Origin of the sequence: Streptomyces halobius (genome assembly GCF_023277745.1) — a bacterium.
GTDB classification, from domain to species: Bacteria; Actinomycetota; Actinomycetes; order Streptomycetales; family Streptomycetaceae; genus Streptomyces; species Streptomyces halobius.
The window spans coordinates 147,226-172,575 of the sequence record NZ_CP086322.1 but is presented as its reverse complement, the minus strand read 5'-3'; the positions used below and the strand labels follow the sequence as shown (position 1 = coordinate 172,575).

The window sequence follows — 25,350 nt, the reverse complement described above, 5'->3', positions numbered from 1 at the left end:
ATGCACACCTCACCGGCCGGTTCGGCTGCCGCCGGCCGGGCTCGCCCCGGCCGCACGCGCGCCGGAACGATCCGCCGAGCACCCCGCCACCGCGGTGGTGTCCGTGGCACCACCGCGCACTGGCAGGCATGTGACCGAGAAACGGAGTGGAGCATGAAGCTGGCCGACACCGCCGAGGAACTCGCCCGCATCCGCAAAGGCGTGCTCGACGCCGCGCCCAGGGCCACCGAGGCGCAGCACGCCAAGGGCAAGCTGACCGCCCGCGAGCGTCTTGACCTCCTGTTCGACCAGGGCTCTTTCACCGAAGTGGAACAGCTGCGCCGGCACCGGGCCACCGGCTTCGGTCTGGAGGCGAAGCGGCCGTACACCGACGGCGTGGTCACCGGCTGGGGCACGGTTCAGGGGCGCACGGTCTTCGCCTTCGCCCATGACTTCCGGATCTTCGGCGGGGCGCTGGGCGAGGCGCATGCCCACAAGATCCACAAGATCATGGACCTCGCCCTCGCGGCGGGCGCCCCCCTGGTCTCGCTCAACGACGGTGCGGGTGCCCGCATCCAGGAGGGGGTCAGCGCCCTGGCGGGCTACGGAGGGATCTTCCAGCGCCACGCCAAGGCGTCGGGCGTCATCCCGCAGATCAGCGTGATACTCGGCCCCTGCGCGGGCGGCGCGGCCTACGCACCGGCGCTCACCGACTTCGTGTTCATGGTCCGTGACACCTCGCAGATGTTCCTCACCGGCCCTGATGTCGTCCAGGCGGTGACCGGCGAGGAGATCACCCACAACGGCCTCGGTGGCGCCGATGCGCACGCCGCGACCTCGGGAGTGGCCCACTTCGCATACGACGACGAGGAGAGCTGCATCGCGGAGGTGCGCTATCTGTTGTCGCTGCTCCCGGACCATAACCGCCAGCCGCCGCCGAAAGCTCCCGTCGCCGACCCGGTCGACCGCCGCTGCGAGCGCCTCTTGGACCTGGTGCCGGTCGACGGCAAGCAGCCCTACGACATGCATGAGGTCATCACCGAACTCGTCGACGACGGCGAGCACCTGGAGGTCCATGCGCGCTGGGCCGGCAGCGTCATCACCACCTTGGCCCGGCTGGGGGGCCAGGTCGTCGGAATCGTCGCCAACCAGCCCCGGGTGCTCGCCGGGGTCCTGGACATCCACTCGTCGCAGAAGGCCGCACGCTTCGTGCAGATGTGCGACGCCTTCAACATCCCGCTGGTGACCCTGGTCGACGTGCCCGGCTTCCTGCCCGGCGTGGACCAGGAGCATGGCGGCATCATCCGGCACGGCGCCAAGCTCCTCTACGCGTACTGCAATGCCACCGTCCCACGCGTCCAGGTCATCCTGCGCAAGGCCTACGGGGGCGCCTACATCGTCATGGACTCCCGCTCCATCGGCTGCGACATCTCGCTGGCCTGGCCCGTCAACGAGATCGCCGTGATGGGGGCCGAAGGCGCCGCAGGCGTCGTCTTCCGTCGGCAGATCGCCGCCGCCGACGACCCGGATGCGGCACGCGAGCAGCTGGTCAAGGAGTACAAGGCCGAGCTGATGCACCCCTACTACGCGGCCGAGCGTGGCCTGGTCGACGATGTCATCGACCCCGCCGACACCCGTTCCGCGCTGATCGGGGCCCTGTCGATGCTGCGCGCCAAGCATGCCCCGCTGCCGTCTCGCAAGCACGGCAACCCCCCGGCCTGAGGAGCCCCGCCATGTCGAAGCCGCCGCTCGAAGGGCCCCTCGCAAGCCCCCTGTTGAAGGTCGTCACAGGCACCCCCACCACCGAGGAGCTGGCCGCGCTCACGGCTGTTTTGACCACCCTCGTGGGGGCGGACGCCGACCCGGAGCCGGAGACCGAGCCGGCCTCCACCCCCGCGCCGTGGGACCGCTCTGTCGGCTGTTCGCCGGTGTCCTGGCAGGCCCGCCGCTGAAACACCCTCGGGCCCTGGGCGCGCTCCGCGCCCAGGCCCGGCTTTTTCCGTTTCTCAGCGGCCGGGCAGCCGCAGCGCCCGCACCCGGCCAACGCCTCGCGTTCCGCACCGAACAGCGTGTCCTCGTCCGCCTTTCGAAGGTCCGCGCCTGCGACGCCCTTGGCAGGTCTCTGCCTGCCTCTCCTCGTATGTCCCAGCCTGCCTGCTCCTGCCGTGCGGACCACGGCGCCGCCGCGAACTCCTGACCGGCGTAGGGCAGGCGGTGGTCCGGCTGACCGGTGTTCGCGATCCTTGCTCGCGCCCGTTCGCGTGGTGATGGGAGCTCACGTGGCCCGCCACGAGGCGGTCTGCGCGAGATCTCCTCGGGGTCGCCGTTCACAGGAACGGTTTCGCGTTCGGTGACTCTCCTGTCAACGCCCTGCGAGTTCGCCCTGAGAGCCGAGTGACAGTTTCATGCCTGGGGCCGAGGAACTCGCAACGGAACGAACCGGATTCGCGACTTTCCGTAGGGCGACCGGCGGGGCATGACAGCTACCTGTCCCCTCGCGGATGATGGTCCACGGCGTGCCCTAACGTCGCACACACCATTCGCAAACACACGGCGCGGCTTGAACATCGCTGTTCGCCGCGTGCGTTTCGCTGAAATGCCGACCGGACCTCAAGGGATCCAGCACACACGGGGAGTCGCGGAAACATGCAGGGGGAGAAGTACTGGCATCCGTGCCGAACGGGAGAGCCGAGCCACTCGGTAAGCGCATCAGGCTGCGCTTAGTTTCTTGCTGAATTCGTCTGCCGGAGTCCGGCATTCCGGAGTCTTTTCTTGGTGCTTCGACGCGCGCCGCGACCCATCGGTCTTTTGACGTGCCAGAAAGCTGCTTCGGTGCAGTCAATGTCCCGCAGCCAGACGCTGCGGGACCGCCAACGACAGCCGGCCATCCGGCGTGCACAGGCCGTGACGTATCGGCCCAACAGGGGAGTGTGCGGCATGAGAGCAGTCAAGAACCTGGTCGCATCGCCGCGCCCGGGTCAGGAGGGATAGGCGTGGCCACCGACAACAACGACGTCATCGGAGCCCTTCGGAGGTCGGTCAAGGAGGCCGAGCGCCTTAGGCGACAGAACCGGGAACTCGTGGACCGGGCGAGCGAACCGATCGCGATCGTGGGGATGGGCTGCCGGTTCCCGGGCTCGGTGAGCTCCCCGCAGGAGCTGTGGGAGCTGGTGGCGTCCGGCCGCGATGCGGTCTCGACGTTCCCGGCGGACCGGGGCTGGGACGTGGAGGGGCTGTTCCACCCGGATCCCGACCACCCGGGCACCGCGTACACGCGTCAGGGCGGATTCGTCGAGAAGGCCGGCGACTTCGACGCGGAGTTCTTCGGGATCAGTCCGCGTGAGGCCCTCGCCATGGACCCGCAGCAGCGGCTGCTGCTGGAGACCGCGTGGGAGGCGATGGAGGACGCGGGGATCGACCCGTCCCGGCTGCGCGGCAGCGACACCGGTGTGTTCACCGGGCTGATGTACGCCGACTACCAGCACCTGGCCGGCATGAGCGACCGGCGCGACGAGATCGAGGGCTACCTGTACATTTCGTCCGCGGCCAGTGTGGCGGCCGGGCGCATCAGCTACACGTTCGGCTTCGAGGGCCCCTCGGTCTCGGTCGACACCGCGTGCTCGTCGTCGCTGGTCGCGATCGCCCAGGCCACCGCCGCCCTGCGGTCCCAGGAGTGCTCGCTGGCCCTGGCCGGCGGTGTCACCGTGCTGTCCAGGCCGAACATCTTCGTCGAGTTCAGCCGCCAGCGCGCGCTGTCTGCGGACGGCCGGTGCAAGGCGTACGGGGCCGGTGCGGACGGTGTGGGCTGGAGCGAGGGCTGCGGTCTGCTGGTGCTGGAGCGGCTGTCGGACGCGCGCCGCAACGGACACCGGGTACTGGGCCTGCTGCGGGGCAGTGCGGTGAACCAGGACGGTGCCAGCAACGGGCTGACGGCGCCCAACGGTCCGTCGCAGGAGCGGGTGATCCGGGCGGCCCTGGCCGGTGCCGGGCTGTCGCCGTCCGACGTGGACGCGGTGGAGGGCCACGGCACGGGAACCCCGCTGGGCGACCCGATCGAGGCCGAGGCCCTGCTGGCGACCTACGGCCGTCAGCGGGCGGGCGGCCCGCTGTGGCTGGGGTCGCTGAAGTCGAACATCGGGCACACACAGGCCGCCGCGGGGGTGGCCGGTGTGATCAAGATGGTGATGGCGATGCGGCACGGGGTGCTGCCGCCGACACTGCACGCCGATGAGCCGTCGCCGCACGTCAACTGGTCGTCGGGACAGGTCGCGCTGCTGACCGAGGCGCGTCAGTGGCCCGCCTCGGACCGGCCGCGCAGGGCCGGGGTGTCCTCCTTCGGGATCAGCGGCACCAACGCCCACGTGATCATCGAGGAAGCACCCGCGCAGACACCGGTCGCGGAGCCTCGCCCGGCGGGCGCGGTGCCCGTACTGCTGTCGGCCCGCAGCGGTGCGGCGCTGCGGGCGCAGGCGGAGCGGTTGCGGGCCCATCTGGTCGCGCGGCCGGAACTGTCCGTCGCGGACGTCGCGTTCTCGACGGTGACGTCGCGCGCGTTGCTGGAGCGGCGTGCGCAGGTCACGGCGTCGGACCGGGACGAGCTGCTGGCGGGTCTCGCCTCGGTGGCCGCGGGTGAGTCCGCGATCGCGGGCGGGACCGCGTTCCTGTTCTCGGGTCAGGGTGCGCAGCGGGTTCGGATGGGGCTGGATCTGGCGGAGAGGTTCCCGCTGTTCGGTGCGGTGTTGGACGAGGTGTGTGCGCAGGCTGATCCGCACTTGGGGCGGTCGTTGCGGGAGGTGCTCGCCCAGGGTGGTGAGGTGCTGGACTCGACGCGGTTCACGCAGGTGGCGTTGTTCGCTGTCGAGGTGGCGCTGTTCCGGCTGGTGGAGTCGCTGGGGATCCGCCCCGACTATCTGATCGGGCATTCGGTGGGTGAGATCGCCGCCGCGCATGTGGCGGGGGTGTTGTCGTTGGCGGATGCGGTGGAACTGGTGGTGGCGCGTGGGAGGTTGATGGGGGCGTTGCCTGCTGGTGGGGCGATGGTCGCGGTGCAGGCCGGTGAGGATGAGGTCGCCGAGTCGCTGGCCGGGTTCGAGGGCCGGTTGGACATTGCGGCGGTGAACGGTCCGCGTGCGGTGGTGGTGTCGGGTGACCGGGAGGCGGTGGGGGAGTGGCTGCCGCGGTGGGACGGTCGTAGGACGACGTGGTTGCGGGTGTCGCATGCGTTCCACTCGCCGTGCATGGAGCCGATGTTGGAGGAGTTCCGTGCGGTCGCTGAGGGGTTGTCGTTCGTCAGGCCGCGTATCCCCCTGGTGTCGAACGTGACCGGGCAGTTGGTGGCGGAGTTCGACGCGGAGTACTGGGTGGGGCATGTGCGTCGGGCGGTGCGCTTCGCCGATGGTGTGCGGACGCTGTGGGGTGTGGGGGTGCGCCGTTTCCTGGAGTTGGGTCCGGATGCGGTGTTGACCGCGATGGCCCGCCAGAGTCTGGAGGGTGAGTCCGGTGGGGTGTTCCTTCCGGTGCTGCGGGGCGGGCACCCGGAGGTGGAGACCTTCGCACGGTTTGTGGGCCAGGCGCACAATGCGGGTGCGGAGGTGGACTGGGCGGCGTACTACGCCGGTACCGGTGCCCGGCGCGTCGAACTGCCCACCTACGCCTTCCAACGAGAGCACTACTGGCCGGCGCCGGGCAGCGGGGTCGGCGACATCACCGCGGCCGGCCTCGGGCGCGTCGATCACCCCATCCTCGCAGGCGCGGTCCGCCTCGGGGACCGCGACGAGTGGCTGTTCACCGGCCGCCTGTCCACCGACACGCAGCCCTGGACCCAAGACCACCAACTGTTCGGCACCACCGTCGTGCCCGGCACCGCACTGGTCGAACTGGCCCTCGCCGCCGGACGGCAGACCGCCAGCCCGGTGCTGGACGAGATGGTGCTCAAGACGCCGCTCCTGCTGGAGGAGGGCGCCTCCCGCCAGCTCCAGGTCACGGTGGGCCCGGCCGACGACGACGGCCGCCGCGAGGTGGCGGTCTACTCACACCCCGAGTCCAGTGACGTACTGCTCTCTTCGCACCCGCACTCCGGTGACCAGGAGCTGGACGCCGTCTGCCACGCGCGGGGCGTGCTGAACCAGGACACCACGACAGCACTCGCCACGTGGCCCGCCCAGTGGCCGCCCAAGGGCGCGGAACCGCTCTCGGCACACGACCTCTACACCCGCCTGTCCGACCTCGGCTACGCCTACGGGCCCGCCTTCCAGGGCGTGCAGGCCCTCTGGCGCGACGGTGACCACGGCTATGCCGAAGTGGTGCTTCCGCAGACCGCCGACGGGGCCGGGCACGGCATTCACCCCGCCCTGTTCGACGCCGTGCTGCACAGCGCCGTCGTCCCGCTGTCCGACCCCGACGACAACCGGCTGCGCGCGCCGTTCAGCTTCGGCGACGTACGGCTTGGCCGCCTGGGCGCCACGCGGCTGCGGGTGCGCTCGACCGTCACCGGCGACGGCGCGGTGCAACTGGACGCGGTCGACGAGTCGGGCACCCCGGTCCTGTCGGTCGGCTCCCTGGCCGTCCGCCCCCTCGACCAGGGGCACTTCGACACTGCCAAGCGGTCGCTGTACCGCCTCGACTGGGTCCCGGTCACCGCGGCCGGTGCGGCGGTGCGGGTGGTGGACCTGGCGGACCTCGACCAGGCGCTGACCGAGGGCGTGCCCGATGCCGTGGTCGCGTCGGTGGGGACTTCGGCGGACGGTTCGGCGCAGACGGCTGCCCACAGCGCACTTCAGCTCGTGCAGCGGTGGCTGGCGGACGAGCGGGTGACCGGCTCGCGGCTGGTGGTGGTGACCTGCGGTGCGGTGGCGGCCGGTACCGAGTCACCGGATGTGGCACAGGCGCCGGTGTGGGGCCTGGTGCGTACCGCGCAGTCCGAACATCCCGGCCGGTTCGTCCTGGTCGACGTGGACGCCGACGGAGCCGACGGAGCCGACTGGGGCGCCGTGATCGGTTCCGGCGAGCCGCAGTTGGCGGTACGGGGCGGCCGGCTGCTGGCGCCGCGCCTTCACCGTGCCGCGGCCGCCTCGCCGCGGTCGTGGTCCGCACACGACAGCGTGCTGATCACCGGTGGTACCGGAGGCCTGGGCGCGGTCATCGCGCGGCACCTCGTCGAGCACGGCGTGCGACGGCTGCAGCTGGTGAGCCGGCGCGGCATCGCGGCGCCCGGCGCGCAGAAACTGGTCGCCGAGCTCGTGGAGCTGGGCTGCGACATCCGGGTCGAGGCCTGCGACGTGACCGACCGCGACCAGGTGGCGGGCCTGCTGGCCGCGCTGGAGCGGCCGTTGACGGCCGTGGTGCACGCGGCGGGTGTGCTGGACGACGGTGTGGTGGAGTCGCTGACCGCCGAGCAGCTTGAGCGGGTGATGCGGCCGAAGGCCGATGCGGCGTGGCACCTGCACGAACTGACCGCGGGGATGGACCTGTCCGCGTTCGTGCTGTTCTCCTCGGTGTCCGCGCTGATCGGCACCCCGGGTCAGGCGAACTACGCGGCGGCGAACGCGGTGCTGGACGCGCTCGCGGCCAAGCGCCGGGCCGAAGGCCTGCCCGCCACCTCACTCGCGTGGGGCCTGTGGGCCGACGCGAGCGGCATGGAGGGGGAGCTCGGCGAGGCCGATCTCGCCCGGCTGGCACGGATGGGCATCGGCGCGCTTCCCCCCGCACAGGCGCTCGAACTGTTCGACCATGCGCTCGGGCAGGACACGGCACTGCTGGCGCCGGTGACGTTCGACCTGGCCGCACTGCGGACGCAGGCCCGTGCCGGGCTGCTGCCCGCTCCGCTGCACGGCCTGGCCCCGGCACCCCGCCGCGCCGAAACGGGCGTCACGCTCGCGCAGCGCCTCGCCGACGTCGCCGAGGCGGACCGGGAACGCGTCGTACGGGAACTGGTGGCCGGGCAGGTCGCGGCCGCGCTCGGCCACACGTCGGCCGCATCCATCGATCCGGAGCGGGCGTTCACCGACCTCGGGTTCGACTCGCTGACCGCGGTCGACCTGCGCAACAACCTCACCCAGGCCACGGGCGTGGCCTTGCCCGCGACGCTGGTCTTCGACCACCCGAGCCCGGTGGCCGTCGCGCGGCTGCTGCTGCGCGAAGTCGACGGGACCGTCGAGAGGCGGCGGCCGGCGGCACGGCCACGGCGGGTGGACGACGAACCGATCGCGATCGTGGGGATGGGCTGCCGGTTCCCGGGCTCGGTGAGCTCCCCGCAGGAGCTGTGGGAGCTGGTGGCGTCCGGCCGCGATGCGGTCTCGACGTTCCCGGCGGACCGGGGCTGGGACGTGGAGGGGCTGTTCCACCCGGATCCCGACCACCCGGGCACCGCGTACACGCGTCAGGGCGGATTCGTCGAGAAGGCCGGCGACTTCGACGCGGAGTTCTTCGGGATCAGTCCGCGTGAGGCCCTCGCCATGGACCCGCAGCAGCGGCTGCTGCTGGAGACCGCGTGGGAGGCGATGGAGGACGCGGGGATCGACCCGTCCCGGCTGCGCGGCAGCGACACCGGTGTGTTCACCGGGCTGATGTACGCCGACTACCAGCACCTGGCCGGCATGAGCGACCGGCGCGACGAGATCGAGGGCTACCTCATGATCTCGTCCGCGGCCAGCGTGGCGTCCGGGCGCATCAGCTACACGTTCGGCTTCGAGGGCCCCTCGGTCTCGGTCGACACCGCGTGCTCGTCGTCGCTGGTCGCGATCGCCCAGGCCACCGCCGCCCTGCGGTCCCAGGAGTGCTCGCTGGCCCTGGCCGGCGGTGTCACCGTGCTGTCCAGGCCGAACATCTTCGTCGAGTTCAGTCGCCAGCGCGGTCTCGCGCCCGACGGCCGGTGCAAGGCGTACGGGGCCGGTGCGGACGGTGTGGGCTGGAGCGAGGGCTGCGGTCTGCTGGTGCTGGAGCGGCTGTCGGACGCGCGCCGCAACGGACACCGGGTACTGGGCCTGCTGCGGGGCAGTGCGGTGAACCAGGACGGTGCCAGCAACGGGCTGACGGCGCCCAACGGTCCGTCGCAGGAGCGGGTGATCCGGGCGGCCCTGGCCGGTGCCGGGCTGTCGCCGTCCGACGTGGACGCGGTGGAGGGCCACGGCACGGGAACCCCGCTGGGCGACCCGATCGAGGCCGAGGCCCTGCTGGCGACCTACGGCCGTCAGCGGGCGGGCGGCCCGCTGTGGCTGGGGTCGCTGAAGTCGAACATCGGGCACACACAGGCCGCCGCGGGGGTGGCCGGTGTGATCAAGATGGTGATGGCGATGCGGCACGGGGTGCTGCCGCCGACACTGCACGCCGATGAGCCGTCGCCGCACGTCAACTGGTCGTCGGGACAGGTCGCGCTGCTGACCGAGGCGCGTCAGTGGCCCGCCTCGGACCGGCCGCGCAGGGCCGGGGTGTCCTCCTTCGGGATCAGCGGCACCAACGCCCACGTGATCATCGAGGAAGCACCCGCGCAGACACCGGCCCAGCCGGCCGAGACCCAGACCGCGCCGGTGCCCGCGCCTTCGGTGCTGCCGGTAGTGGTGTCCGCCAGGAGCCAGGCGGCACTGCGGACGCAGGCCGACCGCCTGCGGGCCCAACTGATCGCGCAGCCGGAACTGTCCACGGTGGACATGGCGTTCTCGCTGGCGACGATGCGGGCGCAGCTGGAGCACCGCGCGGTGGTGGTGGCGACCGATCGCGGCGCGCTGCTGACCGGCCTCGGTCACCTCTCGTCGAACGAACCGTCGCCAGCCGTGGTCGAGGGCCGTCCCGTGGGCGGCAAGGCCGTGTTCGTCTTCCCGGGCCAGGGCGCGCAGTGGGCGGGCATGGCGACGGAACTGGCGGACTCCTCCCCGGTGTTCGCCCGTCGGCTCGCGCAGTGCGCCACCGCACTCGACGCCTTCGTGGACTGGCGCCTGGACGACGTGCTCCGAGGCGCCCAGGACGCGCCGTCGCTGGAGCGGGTGGACGTCGTCCAGCCCGCGCTGTGGGCGGTGATGGTCTCCCTCGCCGAGCTGTGGCGTTCCTACGGTGTCGAGCCGTCCGCCGTGGTGGGGCACTCGCAGGGGGAGATCGCCGCCGCCGTCGTGGCCGGTGGCCTGTCGATCGAGGACGGTGCCAGGGTGGTCGCCCTGCGCAGCCGTCTCGTACGGGACCACCTCGCCGGCAAGGGCGCGATGGTGTCGGTCGCGCTGCCGGCGCAGCAGGCCGAGGACCTCATCGCCCCCTACGAGGGCCGGGTGTCGCTCGCCGCGGTGAACGGCCCGGCCGCCGTCGTTCTCGCCGGCGAGCCACAGGCGCTGGACGACCTGATCGCGGTGTGCGAGCGGGACGAGATCCGGGCGCGCCGGGTGAACGTGGACTACGCCTCCCACTCGGCGCAGGTGGAGACGATCGAGCCCGAACTGGCGCAGCTGCTGGCTCCCCTCGCGCCCAAGTCCGGCCAGGTGCCGCTCTACTCAACGGCCACCGGGGCCTTCATCGACACCGCGACCATGGACGCCGCCTACTGGTACGGCAACCTGCGCGCCCAGGTCGGGTTCCAGCCCGCCGTACAGGCGCTGATCGCAGACGGCACGGGATGCTTCCTGGAGATGTCGCCGCACCCGGTGCTGGCCATGGCCGTCGAGGAGACCGCCGCCGCACACGGGGCCGCTGACCGCGTCGCCGTGATCGGCTCGCTGCGCCGCGACGAGGGCGGCCTGGGACGGTTCGTGACCTCGCTGGCCGAGGCACACGTCGCCGGCGTCGCGGTGGACTGGTCGCCGTTCCACGTCGGGGCACGGCGGGCGGCCCTGCCGACCTACCCGTTCCAGCGGGAGCGGTTCTGGCTGACCGCCGGGAGTCGTGCCGCAGACGCCAGCGCGGCCGGTCAGACACAGATGACGCACCCGGTCCTGGCCGCCGCGGTCCCGGTCGCGGACCGCGACGAGTGGGTGTTCACCGGCCAGATCTCCCAGGAGACCCAGCCGTGGACACAGGACCACATGGTGTTCGGCACCGTCCTGGTGCCGGGGACGGCACTGGTCGAGATGGCGCTGACCGCGGGTCGCGAGCTGGGCTGCACGGTGGTGGACGAACTGGTGCTCCAGGCGCCGCTGCTCCTGGCGCAGGACGCCACACGGCAGTTGCAGGTCACCGTCGGCTCCGCGGGGGACGACGGCCGCCGCGAGGTGGCGATCTACTCCCGGCCCCAGAGCGACGGGGACGAACGGCCCGAGACCACCTGCCACGGGCGCGGCTGGCTGGCCGTGGACGCGGCACCGCCGGAGCCGTTCGAGGCGCAGTGGCCGCCCGCGGGCGCCGAACCCGCGGCCGCCGCACTGCTCTACGAGCGGCTGGCGGACATCGGCCTCGACTACGGACCCCTGTTCCAGGGGGTACGGGCGGCATGGCGCGCCGGTGACACGGTCTACGCCGAGGTCGCACTGCCCGACGACACCGCAACCGGCGGGTTCGGCCTGCACCCGGCGCTGTTCGACGCCGCGCTGCACGGTGCGATGCTGTCCAAGGAGGCCGGATCGCCGGTGGACCTGCCGTTCTCCTTCTCCGGTGTGCGCCTGGGCAGGACCGGGCTCACCCGGGCGCGGGTGCGGATCACCTCCGCACCCTCCGCGCTGCGCGTCGCCATCGCAGACGACGCCGGGGTGATGGTCGCGTCAGTGGACGCCCTCGGCGTCCGCCCGCTGGAGCCCGGGCAGCTCGATCGCGCACAGGGCTCGAAGAACACGCTGTTCCAGGTGGACTGGGCTCAGGTCACGGCCACGCCGTCGGCATCGGTACGGGTCGTACGGCTCGGTACCGAACACGCCGACCTGGACGCGCTGGAGCAGGCGCTGTCCGACGGTGCGCAGGCGCCGGACCTGGTCGTCGCCGCGATCGATGCGCCGAGGGGCGAACCGGCCGCGGCGGCGCGCACGGCCGGCGCCGACACGCTGGCCCTGGTGCAGCAGTGGCTGGCCAGCGAACGGCTCGGCATGGCACGGCTGGCCGTGGTGACCCGCGGCGGCGTCGCCGTGGGCGACGAGTCGCCACACGTGGCACAGGCCCCCGTGTGGGGTCTGGTGCGCAGCGCCCAGTGCGAACACCCGGGCCGCTTCCTGCTGGTGGACCTCGACGGCGGCCGCGAGCCCGACTGGGGTGCGCTGCTCGACCTGGACGAGCCGCAGCTCGCCGTGCGCGCCGACAGGCTGCTGGCGCCGCGGCTGGCACGCACCGGCGAGACGCTGCCGGCACACGGCGCGTGGCGGCTGGCCGTCGGCCGCGCCGGTTCGCTGGAGGACCTGGCGATCGCCCCGTCCGAAGGCAACCGCTCCCTGGGTGTCGGTGAGGTGCGCGTCGCGGTCCGTGCCGCGGGCCTGAACTTCCGCGACGTACTGATCGCGCTGGGCCTGTACCCGGGCCGGGCGCCGCTGGGCAGCGAGGCCGCCGGTGTCGTACTGGAGGTCGGCGCGGACGTCACCGACCTGGCCCCCGGCGACCGGGTGTTCGGTCTGATCACCGACGCGTTCGGGCCGGTGGCCGTGGCCGACCGGCGCACGGTCGTACCGATACCGCCCGGGCTGACGTTCGTGGAGGCGGCCGCGGTACCCGTGGTGTACCTGACCGCCTACTACGGCCTGGTCGACCTGGCCGGTCTGCAGCCCGGGGAACAGCTGCTGGTGCATGCGGCGGCCGGCGGTGTCGGCATGGCCGCCATCCAGCTGGCCCGCCACCTCGGGGCGCAGGTGTTCGCGACCGCGAGCCCGCACAAGTGGGACGCCGTACGGGCCCTGGGCGTCCCCACCGAGCGGATCGCATCATCGCGCGACCTGGACTTCCGGCAGGCGTTCTTGGACGCGACCGGCGGCGCCGGGATGGACGTGGTGCTGGACTCGCTGGCCGGTGAGTTCGTCGACGCGTCGCTGGAACTGCTGCCGAACGGCGGCCGGTTCATCGAGATGGGCAAGACCGACATCCGTGACCCCGAAGTCGTCGCCCGCGAGAACCAGGGCGTCCGCTACCGCTCCTTCGACATGACCGAAGCCGGCCCGGAGCGGATCCAGGAGATGCTGACCGAGATCTCCGCACTGTTCGGCAAGGGCGTGCTCACGCCGTCGCCGATCCGTACGTGGGACGTGCGCCGGGGCCCAGAAGCGTTCCGGTTCCTGCGCGAGGGCCACAACATCGGCAAGATCGTGTTCACCGTCCCGGCACCGCTCGACCCCGACGGCACCGTACTGATCACCGGTGGCACCAGCGGTCTGGGCGCCCAGTTCGCCAAGCACCTGGCCGAGCGCCACGGTGCCAGGAACCTGCTGCTGGCCAGCCGCCGCGGCCGGGCCGCCGACGGTGTGGACCAACTGGTCGCCGAACTGGAGCAGTTGGGGGCAACGGCCCGGGTGGAGGCGTGCGACGCGGCCGACCGCGACCAACTGGCAGGGCTGCTCGGCTCGCTGGACCGCCCGCTCACCGCGGTCGTGCACTGCGCGGGCGTGCTCGACGACGGTGTGGTCGAGGCCCTCACCACGGAGCAGATCGACCGGGTGATGCGGCCGAAGATCGACGCGGCGTGGAACCTGCACGAGCAGACCACGGGGCACGAGCTGTCCGCGTTCGTGCTGTTCTCGTCGGCCGCGGGACAGCTGGGCAACCCCGGTCAGGCGAACTACGCCGCCGCGAACGCCGCCCTCGACGCGCTGGCACACAGGCGGCGCGCGACCGGCCTCCCGGCCAACTCCCTCGCCTGGGGCCTGTGGGCCGACACCACCGGCATGACCGGGGAGATGGACGAGGCGGACCTCGCCAGGATGGCGCGCACCGGCATCGGCGCGCTCTCCGCCGAACTCGGCCTGGAGCTGTTCGACCAGAGCCTCGGCTCGGACGCGGCCCTGCTGGTGCCGCTGCGGCTCGACCTGTCCGTACTGCGCACGCAGGCGCGGGAAGGGACGCTGCCGGCCCTGCTGCGCGGGCTGGTCCGCGCTCCGGCACGGCGCGCCGAGTCGGTGGGCGGATCACTGGCCCAGCGGCTCGCCCACGTGGCCGAGGCGGAGCGCGAGCAGGTCGTGCTGGAGCTGGTGCAGGCACAGGTCGCGGCCGTCCGCGGCAACGCGTCCGCCGCCGAGGTCGAGCCGGACCGGGCGTTCAAGATGCTCGGGTTCGACTCGCTGGCCGCGGTCGAACTGCGCAACCGCCTCGCCCGACAGACCGGTCTGCGGCTGCCGGCCACCCTCGTGTTCGACTACCCGACCCCCGCCGAGGTCGCGCAGCTGCTCCTCAAGGAGGCCGGCGGGGCCGACCAGCAGGAGGGACAGCCGCCGTTCGACGAGGAGCTGCGCAAGCTGGAGGAGCTGCTGATCGCCGTGGCGGGCGACGAGCGCGCGCTGGCCGGCATCGAGCCGCGCCTGCGCTACCTGAGCAACCGGCTGCGGGCCGTGCTCGGCGCAACGGGCGCAGAACCGTCCGAGGGGGACGCAGAGCCGGATGACGACCTGGACGTGGCGTCCGACGACGAGGTGTTCAATCTGATCGACAAGGAGCTCGGGTCCGCATGAACGGGAACACGAACGAGCAGAAGCTACGTACCTACCTGCGGAAGGCGACCACGGAACTGCGCACGGCCAACCGCCGCGTGCGCGAGCTGGAGGACCGCGACGCCGAGCCGCTGGCGATCGTCGGCATGAGCTGCCGCTACCCCGGCGGCGTGACGTCGCCGGACGAGCTGTGGGACCTCGTGGCGGCCGGCCGCGACGCGGTGTCCGCACTGCCGACCGACCGCGGCTGGGACCTGGAGCGGCTCAACGGCCCGGATCCCGACCGGCCCGGAACGGTGACCACCAGCACGGGCGGCTTCGTCCGCGGTGTCGGCGACTTCGACGCGGACTTCTTCGGGATCAGCCCCCGCGAGGCCCTCGCCATGGACCCCTCCCAGCGGCTCATGCTGGAGGCGGCCTGGGAGGCGTTCGAGGACGCGGGCCTCGACCCGACGTCGCTGCGCGGCAGTGACACCGGCGTGTTCACCGGCGCGGTCACCTCCGACTACGGCGGCACGATGCCGCCGGAGCTGGAAGGGTTCCGCCTGACGGGCACGCAGGGAAGCGTGGTGTCGGGCCGGATCGCCTACAGCCTGGGCCTCGAAGGGCCCGCCGTCACGATCGACACGGCGTGCTCCTCCTCCCTGGTGGCCCTGCACCTGGCCGCACAGTCGCTGCGCTCCGGCGAGTGCTCGCTGGCGCTGGTCGGCGGCGTGACCGTGCTCGCCGGGCCGTTCCTGTTCGTCGAGTTCAGCCGTCAGCGGGGCCTGGCCCCCGACGGCCGGTGCAAGGCGTACGCGGCATCCGCCGACGGCACCGGCTTCTCCGACGGACTCGGCCTGATCGTGGTGGAGCGGCTGTCGGACGCGCACCGCAACGGCCACCACGTCCTTGCCGTGGTGCGCGGCAGCGCGGTCAACCAGGACGGGGCGTCCAACGGCCTCACCGCGCCGAACGGCCCCGCGCAGGAGCGAGTGATCAAAGAAGCACTGGCGAGCGCCGGGCTGAGCCCCGCCGAAGTCGACGTCGTGGAGGGCCACGGCACCGGCACCCAGCTCGGTGACCCGATCGAGGCGCGCGCACTGCTGGCGGCCTACGGCCAGGAGCGCAGCGGCCCGCTGCGGCTGGGCTCGGTCAAGTCGAACATCGGGCACACCTCGGCGGCCGCCGGTGTCGCCGGTGTGATCAAGATGGTGCAGGCGCTGCGGCACGGGAGGCTGCCCGCCACGCTGCACGTGGACGAGCCGTCGCCGCACATCGACTGGGAAGACGGACAGATCGAGCTGCTGACAACGGCCCAAAAGTGGCCGGCCTCCGAACGGCCGCGGCGCGCCGGTGTGTCGTCGTTCGGGATCAGCGGCACCAACGCGCACGTGATCCTGGAGGAGGCACCGGCCCAGGCCCCGGTCGAGGACGGGGACGGGGACGGGGCAAAAGCCCCGGTCAAGACCGAGGCCGAGGCGCTAGCCGACAGCCCGGCGCAGCGGCCGGCGGGCGCGCTGCCGGTGCTGGTCTCGGGCAGGAACGAGACCGCGCTGCGGGCGCAGGCCGACCGGCTGCACAAGCACCTCGCCGCGCGCCCCGAAGTCTCCCTGCTCGACGTCGGCTTCACCGGGGCCACGTCGCGGGCACACCTGGAACACCGCGCGGCGGTGGTGGCGTCCGACCGCGAGGGGCTGCTGGCAGGACTCAAGGCCCTCGCCGAGGGGGAGCCCGCACCCGGTGGGACCGAGGGCCGCGTGGTGGGCGGCAAGACGGCACTGCTGTTCACCGGCCAGGGCGCCCAACGGGCACGGATGGGCGCGGAGCTGGCGGCGCGGTTCCCGCGGTTCTGCCAGGCCCTGGACGAGGTGTGCGCCGAGCTGGACCCGCGCGTGGGGCGGCCGGTGCGGGAACTGCTCGACGCCGAGGAGGGCTCCGACGAAGCCGCCCTGCTGGACTCGACGCAGTACACGCAGGTGGCACTGTTCGCCGTCGAGGTGGCGCTGTTCCGCCTCGTGGAGTCGCTGGGCGTACGCCCCGACTACCTGATCGGGCACTCGGTGGGCGAGCTGGCGGCGGCCCATGCGGCCGGTGTGCTGTCGCTCCCGGACGCGTGCGCGCTGGTCGTGGCGCGCGGCCGGCTGATGGGCGCGCTGCCGACGGGCGGCGCCATGGTGGCCGTCCAGGCCGCCGAGGCCGAAGTCGTCGCGTCCCTGGCCGGATACGAGGGACGGCTGGAGATCGCAGGGGTGAACGGGCCGCGCGCGGTCGTGGTCTCCGGCGACGCGGACGCAGCCGATAAGTGGCGGGCGCAGTGGCAGGACCGCAAGACCACGCGGCTGCGGGTCTCGCACGCCTTCCACTCCCCGCACATGGACCCGATGCTGGATGAATTCCAGGCGGTGGCACGGGGGTTGCGGTTCGACGAGCCGCGCATCCCCATCGTGTCGAACGAGACCGGCAAACCCGTCGGCCAGGAAATGACCGACCCGCGGTACTGGGTCAGGCACGCGCGCCAGGCCGTCCGGTTCGCCGACGGCATACAGACCCTGTGGAGTCTGGGCGTACGGCGCTTCCTGGAGCTGGGACCCGACGCGGTGCTGACCGCGATGGCACGGCAGTCCCTCGACAACGAGGACGACGTCGTGTTCGTACCGGCGCTGCGCGCCCGCCACCCCGAGGCCGAGACCTTCGCCGGGTTCCTCGGGCAGGCGCACACCGCGGGCGTCGAGGTGGACTGGGCGGCGTTCTACGCGGGCACCGGAGCCCACCGGACTCAGCTGCCGACGTACGCCTTCCAGCGCGAGCGGTACTGGCTGGCCCCCAACACCGGCGGCCAGGACGCGACCGCGGCCGGACTCGGGCGGCTCGACCACCCGCTGCTCGCGGCGGCGGTCTGTGTCGGCGACCGCGACGAGTGGCTGTTCACCGGCCGCCTGTCCACCGACACCCAGCCCTGGGCCGCCCAGCACATGCTGCTCGGCACCATCGTGGTGCCGGGCACCGGGCTGGTCGAGCTGGCGCTCGCCGCCGGACGGCGGGCCCAAAGCCCGGTCCTCGGCGAACTGGTGCTCCAGGCGCCGCTGCTCCTGGAGGACGGCGTCACACGGCAGTTGCAGGTCACCGTCGGCGAGCCCGGCGACGACGGCCGCCGCGAGGTGGCGATCTACTCGCGCCCCGTAACCGGAGCCGATGACACCGAGCCGGACGTGACCTGCCACGCGCGAGGTCTCCTCGCCCCGGAGCCCTCGGCCACCACCGCACCATGGCCCGCCACATGGCCGCCGGAGGGCGCCGAGCCGCTGTCCGTGGACGAGCTCTACGGCGATCTGGCCGACCTCGGCTACGACTACGGCCCCGTCTTCCAGGGCGTGCGTGCCGCCTGGCGCGACGGCGACGAGACCTACGCCGAAGTGACCCTGCCCGACGACGTCGACGGCGGGCAGTTCGGCATCCACCCGGCACTGTTCGACTCCGCGCTGCAGAGCGGAGCCGCCCTGCTGGCCGGCCGCGACAGCAGCCGGCACAAGATGCCGTTCAGCTGGACCGGCGCCCGGATCGAGCAGCGGGGCACCGCGCGGCTGCGCGTCCGCACCGTCGCCACCAGCGACTCCTCGCTGCGGCTCGACGCCGTCGACGACACCGGCGCCCCGGTCGTATCGGTCGACTCCATCGACGTACGCCCCCTTGCGCAGACACAGCTCGTGAGCGCCCAACACAGCACGAACAACAGCCTCTTCAGCCTCGACTGGACCACCGTCACGGCCAAGAGCACCACAAAACCGCGCAGCACCGCGCTCCTCGGCGCGGGCCAGGCGAGCACGCAGAGCCGCTCCACCGGCTACACAGACCTGGCCGCGCTGGAACAGGCGCTCACCGACGGCGCCCCAGTGCCCGAGGCGGTCGTCGCCACGATCGAAGCGCGGGATTCGGCACCCGGCACGGCGGAGGCGGCCCGGGAAGCCACCGCGCACACACTTGAGTTGCTGCAGCGGTGGCTGGCCAGTGAGCGGTTCACCGGCACACGGCTGGTCTTCGTCACCCGCGGCGCGGTCGCGGTGGCCGGCGAATCGCCGGACATCGCGCAGGCCGCGGTGTGGGGTCTGGTGCGCAGCGCCCAGTCCGAGCACCCGGGCCGGTTCGTGCTGGTGGACCTCGACGACGACGTCGGCGGCGGCGAGGTGGACTGGGGTTCGCTCCTGGAGCTGGACGAGCCGCAGCTGGCCGTGCGCCAGGGCGGGTTGCGGGCGCCGCGTCTGGGGCGTGCCGACGCGGCGGTGCCGTCCGGGGCGCGGGCGTTGGACGCGGACGGCACGGTCCTGATCACCGGTGGTACGGGTGGTCTGGGCGCGCTGGTCGCCCGGCACCTGGCCGCCGGGCACGGTGTGCGGCATCTGCTGCTGGTCAGCCGGCGTGGTCCGGCGGCCGAGGGGGCAAAGGAGCTGACCGCTGAGCTGGAGGCGCTCGGCGCCCAGGTGCGGGTCGCCGCGTGCGACGTGGCGGACCGTGGCCAACTCGCCGCACTCCTGGACGGGTTGGACTACCCGCTCACGGCGGTCGTGCATGCCGCGGGGGTGCTCGACGACGGCGTGATCGAGTCGCTGACCTGCGAGCGGGTGGCGAACGTGATGCGGCCGAAGGTCGATGCGGCGCTGCATCTGCACGAGCTGACCGCCGACCTGGACCTGTCGGCGTTCGTGCTGTTCTCCTCGGTCGCCGCGCTGATCGGCAGCCCCGGACAGGCCAACTACGCCGCGGCCAACGCCACACTCGACGCGCTCGCCTCGGCACGGCGCGCCGACGGCCTGCCCGCGACCTCCCTTGCCTGGGGCCTGTGGGCCGACGCGCACGGGATGGCGGGCGGGCTCGGCAAGGCCGAGCTCGCACGACTGGAGCGCACCGGCATCGGCGCCCTGCCGGCCGAACTGGGCCTGGAACTGTTCGACCAGGCACTCGCATCGGACACGGCGCTGCTGGCGCCGGTCAAGCTCGACCCGGCCGCCCTGCGCGCCCAGGCCCGCGCGGGCCTGCTCCCGCCGCTGCTGCGCGGCCTGGCACCGGCGCCCACCCGCCGCACCGAGGCGAGCGGCTCCCTGGCACAGCGGCTGGGCGGCGTGCCCGAAGCCGACCGCGAACGGGTCGTGCTGGAGCTCGTACAGGCACAGGCCGCGGCCGTCCTCGGGCACGACTCGGCGGCCACGGTCGGCGCCGGACGCAGCTTCAAGGACCTAGGCTTCGACTCGCTGAGCGCCGTCGAACTGCGCAACCGCCTCAACCAGGCCACCGGCGTGCGGCTGCCCGCCACCTTGGTCTTCGACCACCCGACACCGGCCGCGGTAGCACGACTGATCCGCACCGAGATCGGCGGGATCGCTCGGACACCGCGCGCCGTGGCGCGGCCGCGACGCGCGGACGCCGACGAACCACTCGCGATCGTGGGCATGAGCTGCCGCTACCCCGGCGGCGTGACCTCCCCGCACGAGCTGTGGCAGCTCGTCGCCTCCGGACGCGACGTGGTCTCCGCACTGCCGACCGACCGCGGCTGGGACCTGGAGCGGCTCTACGACCCGGACCCGGACCAGCCGGGAACGATCTCCACGCGCGGAGGCGGATTCCTTCAACGGCCGGGCGAGTTCGACGCCGAGTTCTTCGGGATCAGCCCGCGCGAGGCCCTCGCCATGGACCCGCAGCAGCGGCTCATGCTGGAGGCGGCCTGGGAGGCGTTCGAGGACGCGGGCATCGACCCGACGTCGCTGCGCGGCAGCGACACCGGTGTGTTCACCGGCGCGGTCACCTCCGACTACGGCGGCGCGCTCGTCCAGGAACTGGAGGGGTACCGGCTGACCGGCACGACGACGAGCGTGCTGTCAGGGCGGATCTCCTACACCCTGGGCCTCGAAGGGCCCTCCATGTCGGTGGACACGGCGTGCTCCTCCTCGCTGGTGGCCCTGCACCTGGCCGCACAGTCGCTGCGCTCGGGCGAGTGCTCGCTGGCGCTGGCCGGTGGTGTGACGCTGATGGCGGGCCCGTACACGCTGATGGAGTTCAGCAGGCAGCGAGCCCTGTCACCGGACGGCCGGTGCAAGGCGTACGCGGCGGACGCGGACGGCACCGGCTTCTCCGACGGCGTCGGCCTGATCGTGGTGGAGCGGCTGTCGGACGCACGCCGCAACGGCCACCACGTCCTTGCCGTGGTGCGCGGCAGCGCGGTCAACCAGGACGGGGCGTCCAACGGCCTCACCGCGCCGAACGGCCCCGCGCAGGAGCGGGTCATCCGCCAGGCCCTCACCAACGCAGGGCTCAGCCCCGCCGACGTGGACGCGGTCGAGGGCCACGGCACCGGCACGAAGCTGGGCGACCCCATCGAGGCCCAGGCACTGCTGGCGACATACGGCCGCGAACGGACCGGAGGCCCACTGCGGCTGGGGTCGATCAAGTCCAACATCGGGCACACCTCGGCGGCCGCCGGTGTCGCCGGTGTGATCAAGATGGTGCAGGCGCTGCGGCACGAGGTGCTGCCCGCCACGCTGCACGCGAACGAGCCGTCGCCGCACGTGGACTGGGACGCGGGCGAGGTCGAGCTGCTGACACAGGCCCAGGAGTGGTCCGCTTCCGGGCGGACGCGGCGCGCGGGCGTCTCCTCGTTCGGCGTCAGTGGCACCAACGCCCACGTCATCCTCGAAGAGGCACCGGCCGAGGACCGGCAGCCGGCCGCACCGGCCGGCCACGCACCTTCCCGGCCCGCCGTGGTGCCGGTGCTGGTGTCCGCGCGGAACGAGACGGCGCTGCGTGCACAGGCCGACCGGCTGCGCGCACACCTCGCGGCACGACCCGATCTGGAGCTCGCGGACATCGGCTTGTCGTCGGCGACGACGCGTGCGCAGCTTCAGCGGCGCGCGGCCGTGATCGCATCGGACCGAGGCGAACTGCTCGCGGGCCTGGACTCGTTGGCACTCGGCTCACCGGCGGACCAGGTCGTCGAAGGACAGACGGTCGGCGGCAACCCGGTGTTCGTGTTCCCCGGGCAGGGCGCGCAGTGGGCGGGCATGGCCGTCGAACTGCTGGACTCCTCCCCGGTGTTCGCCGAGCAGATCGCGCAGTGCGCCCTGGCCCTGTCGTCCTTCGTCGACTGGTCGCTGCAGGACGTGCTGCGGCAGACGCAGAACGCTCCGTCGCTGGAGCGGGTCGATGTGGTGCAGCCCGCGCTGTGGGCCGTGATGGTGTCGCTGGCGGCGCTGTGGCGCTCCTACGGTGTGGAACCGTCGGCGGTGGTGGGCCACTCCCAGGGGGAGATCGCCGCCGCATGCGTGGCGGGCGGACTGTCCCTCGTCGACGGTGCCCGCGTCGTGGCCCTGCGCAGCCGGCTCATCCGTGAGCGGCTGGCCGGTCTGGGCGCGATGGTGTCGGTGGCGCAGCCGGTCGAGCGGGTCGAGGACCTCATCGCCCCGTACGAGGGCCGGGTGTCGATCGCCGCGGTGAACGGCCCCACAGCGGTGGTCGTCGCCGGTGACGCCGACGCGCTCGACGAACTCATCGCCGTATGCGAACGGGACCAGGTGCGCGCCCGCCGGGTGAACGTGGACTACGCCTCGCACTCGGCTCACGTCGAGGCGATCGAGGACACACTGCTCCAGGTGCTGGCTCCGATCGAGCCAGTGTCCGGACAGGTGCCCTTCTACTCCGCCGCGACCGGCGGGTTCGTCGACACCGCGACCCTGGACGCCCGCTACTGGTACGCGAACCTGCGCGGCCCGGTCGGCTTCGAGCAGGCCGTTCGCGCTCTGGCCGACCACGGCGCCGGCTGCTTCATCGAGGTGTCGGCGCACCCGGTGCTCGCGATGGCCGTGGAGGACACCGCCCAGGCGCACGGCGCCGCCCACCGGTCCGCGATCGTCGGATCGCTGCGCCGAAACGAGGGCGGTCTCGCACGGTTCGTGACATCCCTGGCCGAGGCACACGCGGCCGGGGTGGAGGTGAACTGGCCAAAGCTGTACGCCCACAGCGGCGCCCAGCGCGTACCGCTGCCCACGTACGCCTTCCAGCGCGAGCGGTTCTGGCTCACCCCGAGCGCCAGGACCACGGACGCCAGCGCGGCCGGACAGGGCCGCGTCGAGCACCCGGTCCTCGCCGCCTCGGTGCGGCTGGGCGACCGGGACGAGTGGGTGTTCACCGGCCGCATGTCCCTCGACGCGCACCCCTGGACCCGGGACCACCTGGTGTTCGCGACGGTCGTGGTGCCGGGGGCCGCACTGGTCGAACTCGCCCTGACGGCGGGTGACGAGGTGGGCTGCCAGATGCTGGACGAGCTGGTCATCGAGTCGCCGCTGATCCTGGAAGAGGACGCCGTACGGCACATCCAGGTCACCGTCGGCCCGGCCGCGGACGACGGCCGCCGCGAGATCGCGATCTTCTCGCAGCCGCAGTCCGGCGCACAGGAGGAGCAGCCCGAGACGACGTGCCACGGGCGTGGCTGGCTGGCCCCGGACACCGAGCCGTCCGAGCCGTTCCCCGCACAGTGGCCGCCGCCCGATGCACAACCCCTCACCGTCGACACGCTCTACACCCGCCTCAACGCCTACGCGCACCGCACCGACGACGACTTCGACTACGGCCCCGCCTTCCGCGGCGTACAGGCGGCATGGCGCTCCGGCGACGCGGTCTACACCGAACTGGTGCTGCCCGACGACGCGGGACCGGCCGAGGGATTCGCCCTCCACCCCGCGCTGTTCGACTCCGCACTGCACGGCGGACTCAGCATGCTCGGCCAGACGGACGGCACCCAGGGCGGGCTGCCGTTCTCCTGGACCAGGGTCCGGCTGCACCAAAGCGGCCTCACCCGGCTGCGGGTGCGCAGCGCCCCGACGAGCGACACCACGCTGCGGATCGACATCGCGGGCGAGGACGGCCTGCCGATCGCGAGCGTGCAGCGGCTCGATATCCGGCCGGTCGAACAGGCGCAGATCGAGGCGGCACAAAACCGCTCCGACAACCCGCTGTTCCGCCTCGACTGGACCCCGGTGAGAGCCGCGGCGCCCCAACCGGCGCAATGTGCCGTCCTCGGTGAACTCGCCGTGTCCGGCGAGCGGTTCGCGGACCTGGACGCGCTGGAGCGGGCCCTCGCGCAGGGTGCGGCGGCACCCGAAGCAGTCCTGGTCGGGGTCGAGGCCCCGGCCGATCAGGCCGATGCGGCCGATGCGGGCGATGCGGGTGAGAGCGCGCGGGCCGTCACCGGGCGGACGCTCGAACTGATCCAGCGGTGGCTGGCCAGTGAGCGGTTCACCGGCACACGGCTGGTCTTCGTCACCCGCGGCGCGGTCGCGGTGGCGGGCGAATCGCCGGACATCGCGCAGGCCGCGGTGTGGGGTCTGGTGCGCAGCGCCCAGTCCGAGCACCCGGGCCGGTTCGTGCTGGTGGACCTCGACGACGACGTCGGCGGCGGCGAGGTGGACTGGGGTTCGCTCCTGGAGCTGGACGAGCCGCAGCTGGCCGTGCGCCAGGGCGGGTTGCGGGCGCCGCGTCTGGGGCGTGCCGACGCGGCGGTGCCGTCCGGGGCGCGGGCGTTGGACGCGGACGGCACGGTCCTGATCACCGGTGGTACGGGTGGTCTGGGCGCGCTGGTCGCCCGGCACCTGGCCGCCGGGCACGGTGTGCGGCATCTGCTGCTGGTCAGCCGGCGTGGTCCGGCGGCCGAGGGGGCAAAGGAGCTGACCGCTGAGCTGGAGGCGCTCGGCGCCCAGGTGCGGGTCGCCGCGTGCGACGTGGCGGACCGTGGCCAACTCGCCGCACTCCTGGACGGGTTGGACTACCCGCTCACGGCGGTCGTGCATGCCGCGGGGGTGCTCGACGACGGCGTGATCGAGTCGCTGACCTGCGAGCGGGTGGCGAACGTGATGCGGCCGAAGGTCGATGCGGCGCTGCATCTGCACGAGCTGACCGCCGACCTGGACCTGTCGGCGTTCGTGCTGTTCTCCTCGGTCGCCGCGCTGGTCGGCAGCCCCGGACAGGCCAACTACGCGGCGGCCAACGCCACACTGGACGCGCTGGCGCACCAGCGGCGCGCTGCCGGGCTGCCGGCCAGTTCGCTGGCCTGGGGCCTGTGGGCCGACGCCACCGGCATGACCGGTCACCTCGACGCGGCCGAGCTCGCACGACTGGAGCAGCTGGGCGTCGGGGCGCTGCCGGTCGAACTGGGCCTGGAACTGTTCGACCAGGCACTCGCATCGGACACGGCGCTGCTGGCGCCGGTCAAGCTCGACCCGGCCGCCCTGCGCACCCAGGCCCGCGCGGGCCTGCTGCCGCCGCTGCTGCGCGGGCTGGTGCGCGCACCGGCACGGCGCGCCGACGCCACAGGCGGATCGCTGACACAGCAGCTGTCCCAAGTGGCGGAAGCCGACCGCGAGAAGGTCGTACTCAACCTGGTGCGGGAGCAGGTCGCGGCCGTCCTCGGCCACACCTCCGCCGCCACGATCGGCCCGGAGCGAGCCTTCCAGGAGCTGGGATTCGACTCGCTGGCCGCGGTCGGGCTGCGCAACAGACTGACCCAGACCACCGGGATGCGGCTGCCCGTGAGCCTGGTCTTCGACCACCCGACACCGGCCGCGGTAGCACGACTGATCCTCTCCGAGATCGGCGGCGGCACCGAAGAACCGCCCATCGACCAGGAGTTGACGAAGCTCGAAAACATGCTTGCCCAGAGCGCGACCAGCGAGAAACAGCGCGTTGCAGGTCGACTGCGCACGCTGCTCGCCGACATCACCGAAGGCGGACAGAGCACACGTGCACTGATCGAGGCGGCTACGACCGCCGACGAGGTCTTCCAGTTGATCGACGCCGAGATCGGCGAGGGGTGAAGAGGAAAGTGAAC

General features: G+C 72.7%; 3 protein-coding genes and 1 pseudogene. All 4 read left to right on the top strand.

Features of this window, described 5'->3' with window-relative positions; genetic code table 11:
• Positions 1-153 precede the first annotated feature (153 nt).
• Entirely contained in the window at positions 154-1,701 is a 1,548-nt protein-coding gene (locus K9S39_RS00680) for an acyl-CoA carboxylase subunit beta (protein WP_248861350.1), read from the top strand.
• Between the two features lie 11 nt (positions 1,702-1,712).
• Positions 1,713-1,931: an acyl-CoA carboxylase subunit epsilon gene (locus K9S39_RS00675; protein ID WP_248861349.1), complete on the top strand. Its 219-nt coding sequence runs from the start codon at positions 1,713-1,715 to the stop codon at positions 1,929-1,931.
• A gap of 1,041 nt (positions 1,932-2,972) precedes the next feature.
• Positions 2,973-14,525: a type I polyketide synthase gene (locus K9S39_RS00670; protein ID WP_248861348.1), complete on the top strand. Its 11,553-nt coding sequence runs from the start codon at positions 2,973-2,975 to the stop codon at positions 14,523-14,525.
• A 38-nt stretch (positions 14,526-14,563) separates the two neighbouring features.
• A pseudogene (locus tag K9S39_RS00660) lies at positions 14,564-25,336 on the top strand (SDR family NAD(P)-dependent oxidoreductase); the annotation flags it as partial.
• Between the last annotated feature and the right edge of the window lie 14 nt (positions 25,337-25,350).

Coding starts and splice junctions, on each gene's coding strand:
- K9S39_RS00680 (WP_248861350.1), top strand. CDS start 154: ATGAAGCTGGCCGACACCGCCGAGGAACTCGCCCGCATCCGCAAAGGC.
- K9S39_RS00675 (WP_248861349.1), top strand. CDS start 1,713: ATGTCGAAGCCGCCGCTCGAAGGGCCCCTCGCAAGCCCCCTGTTGAAG.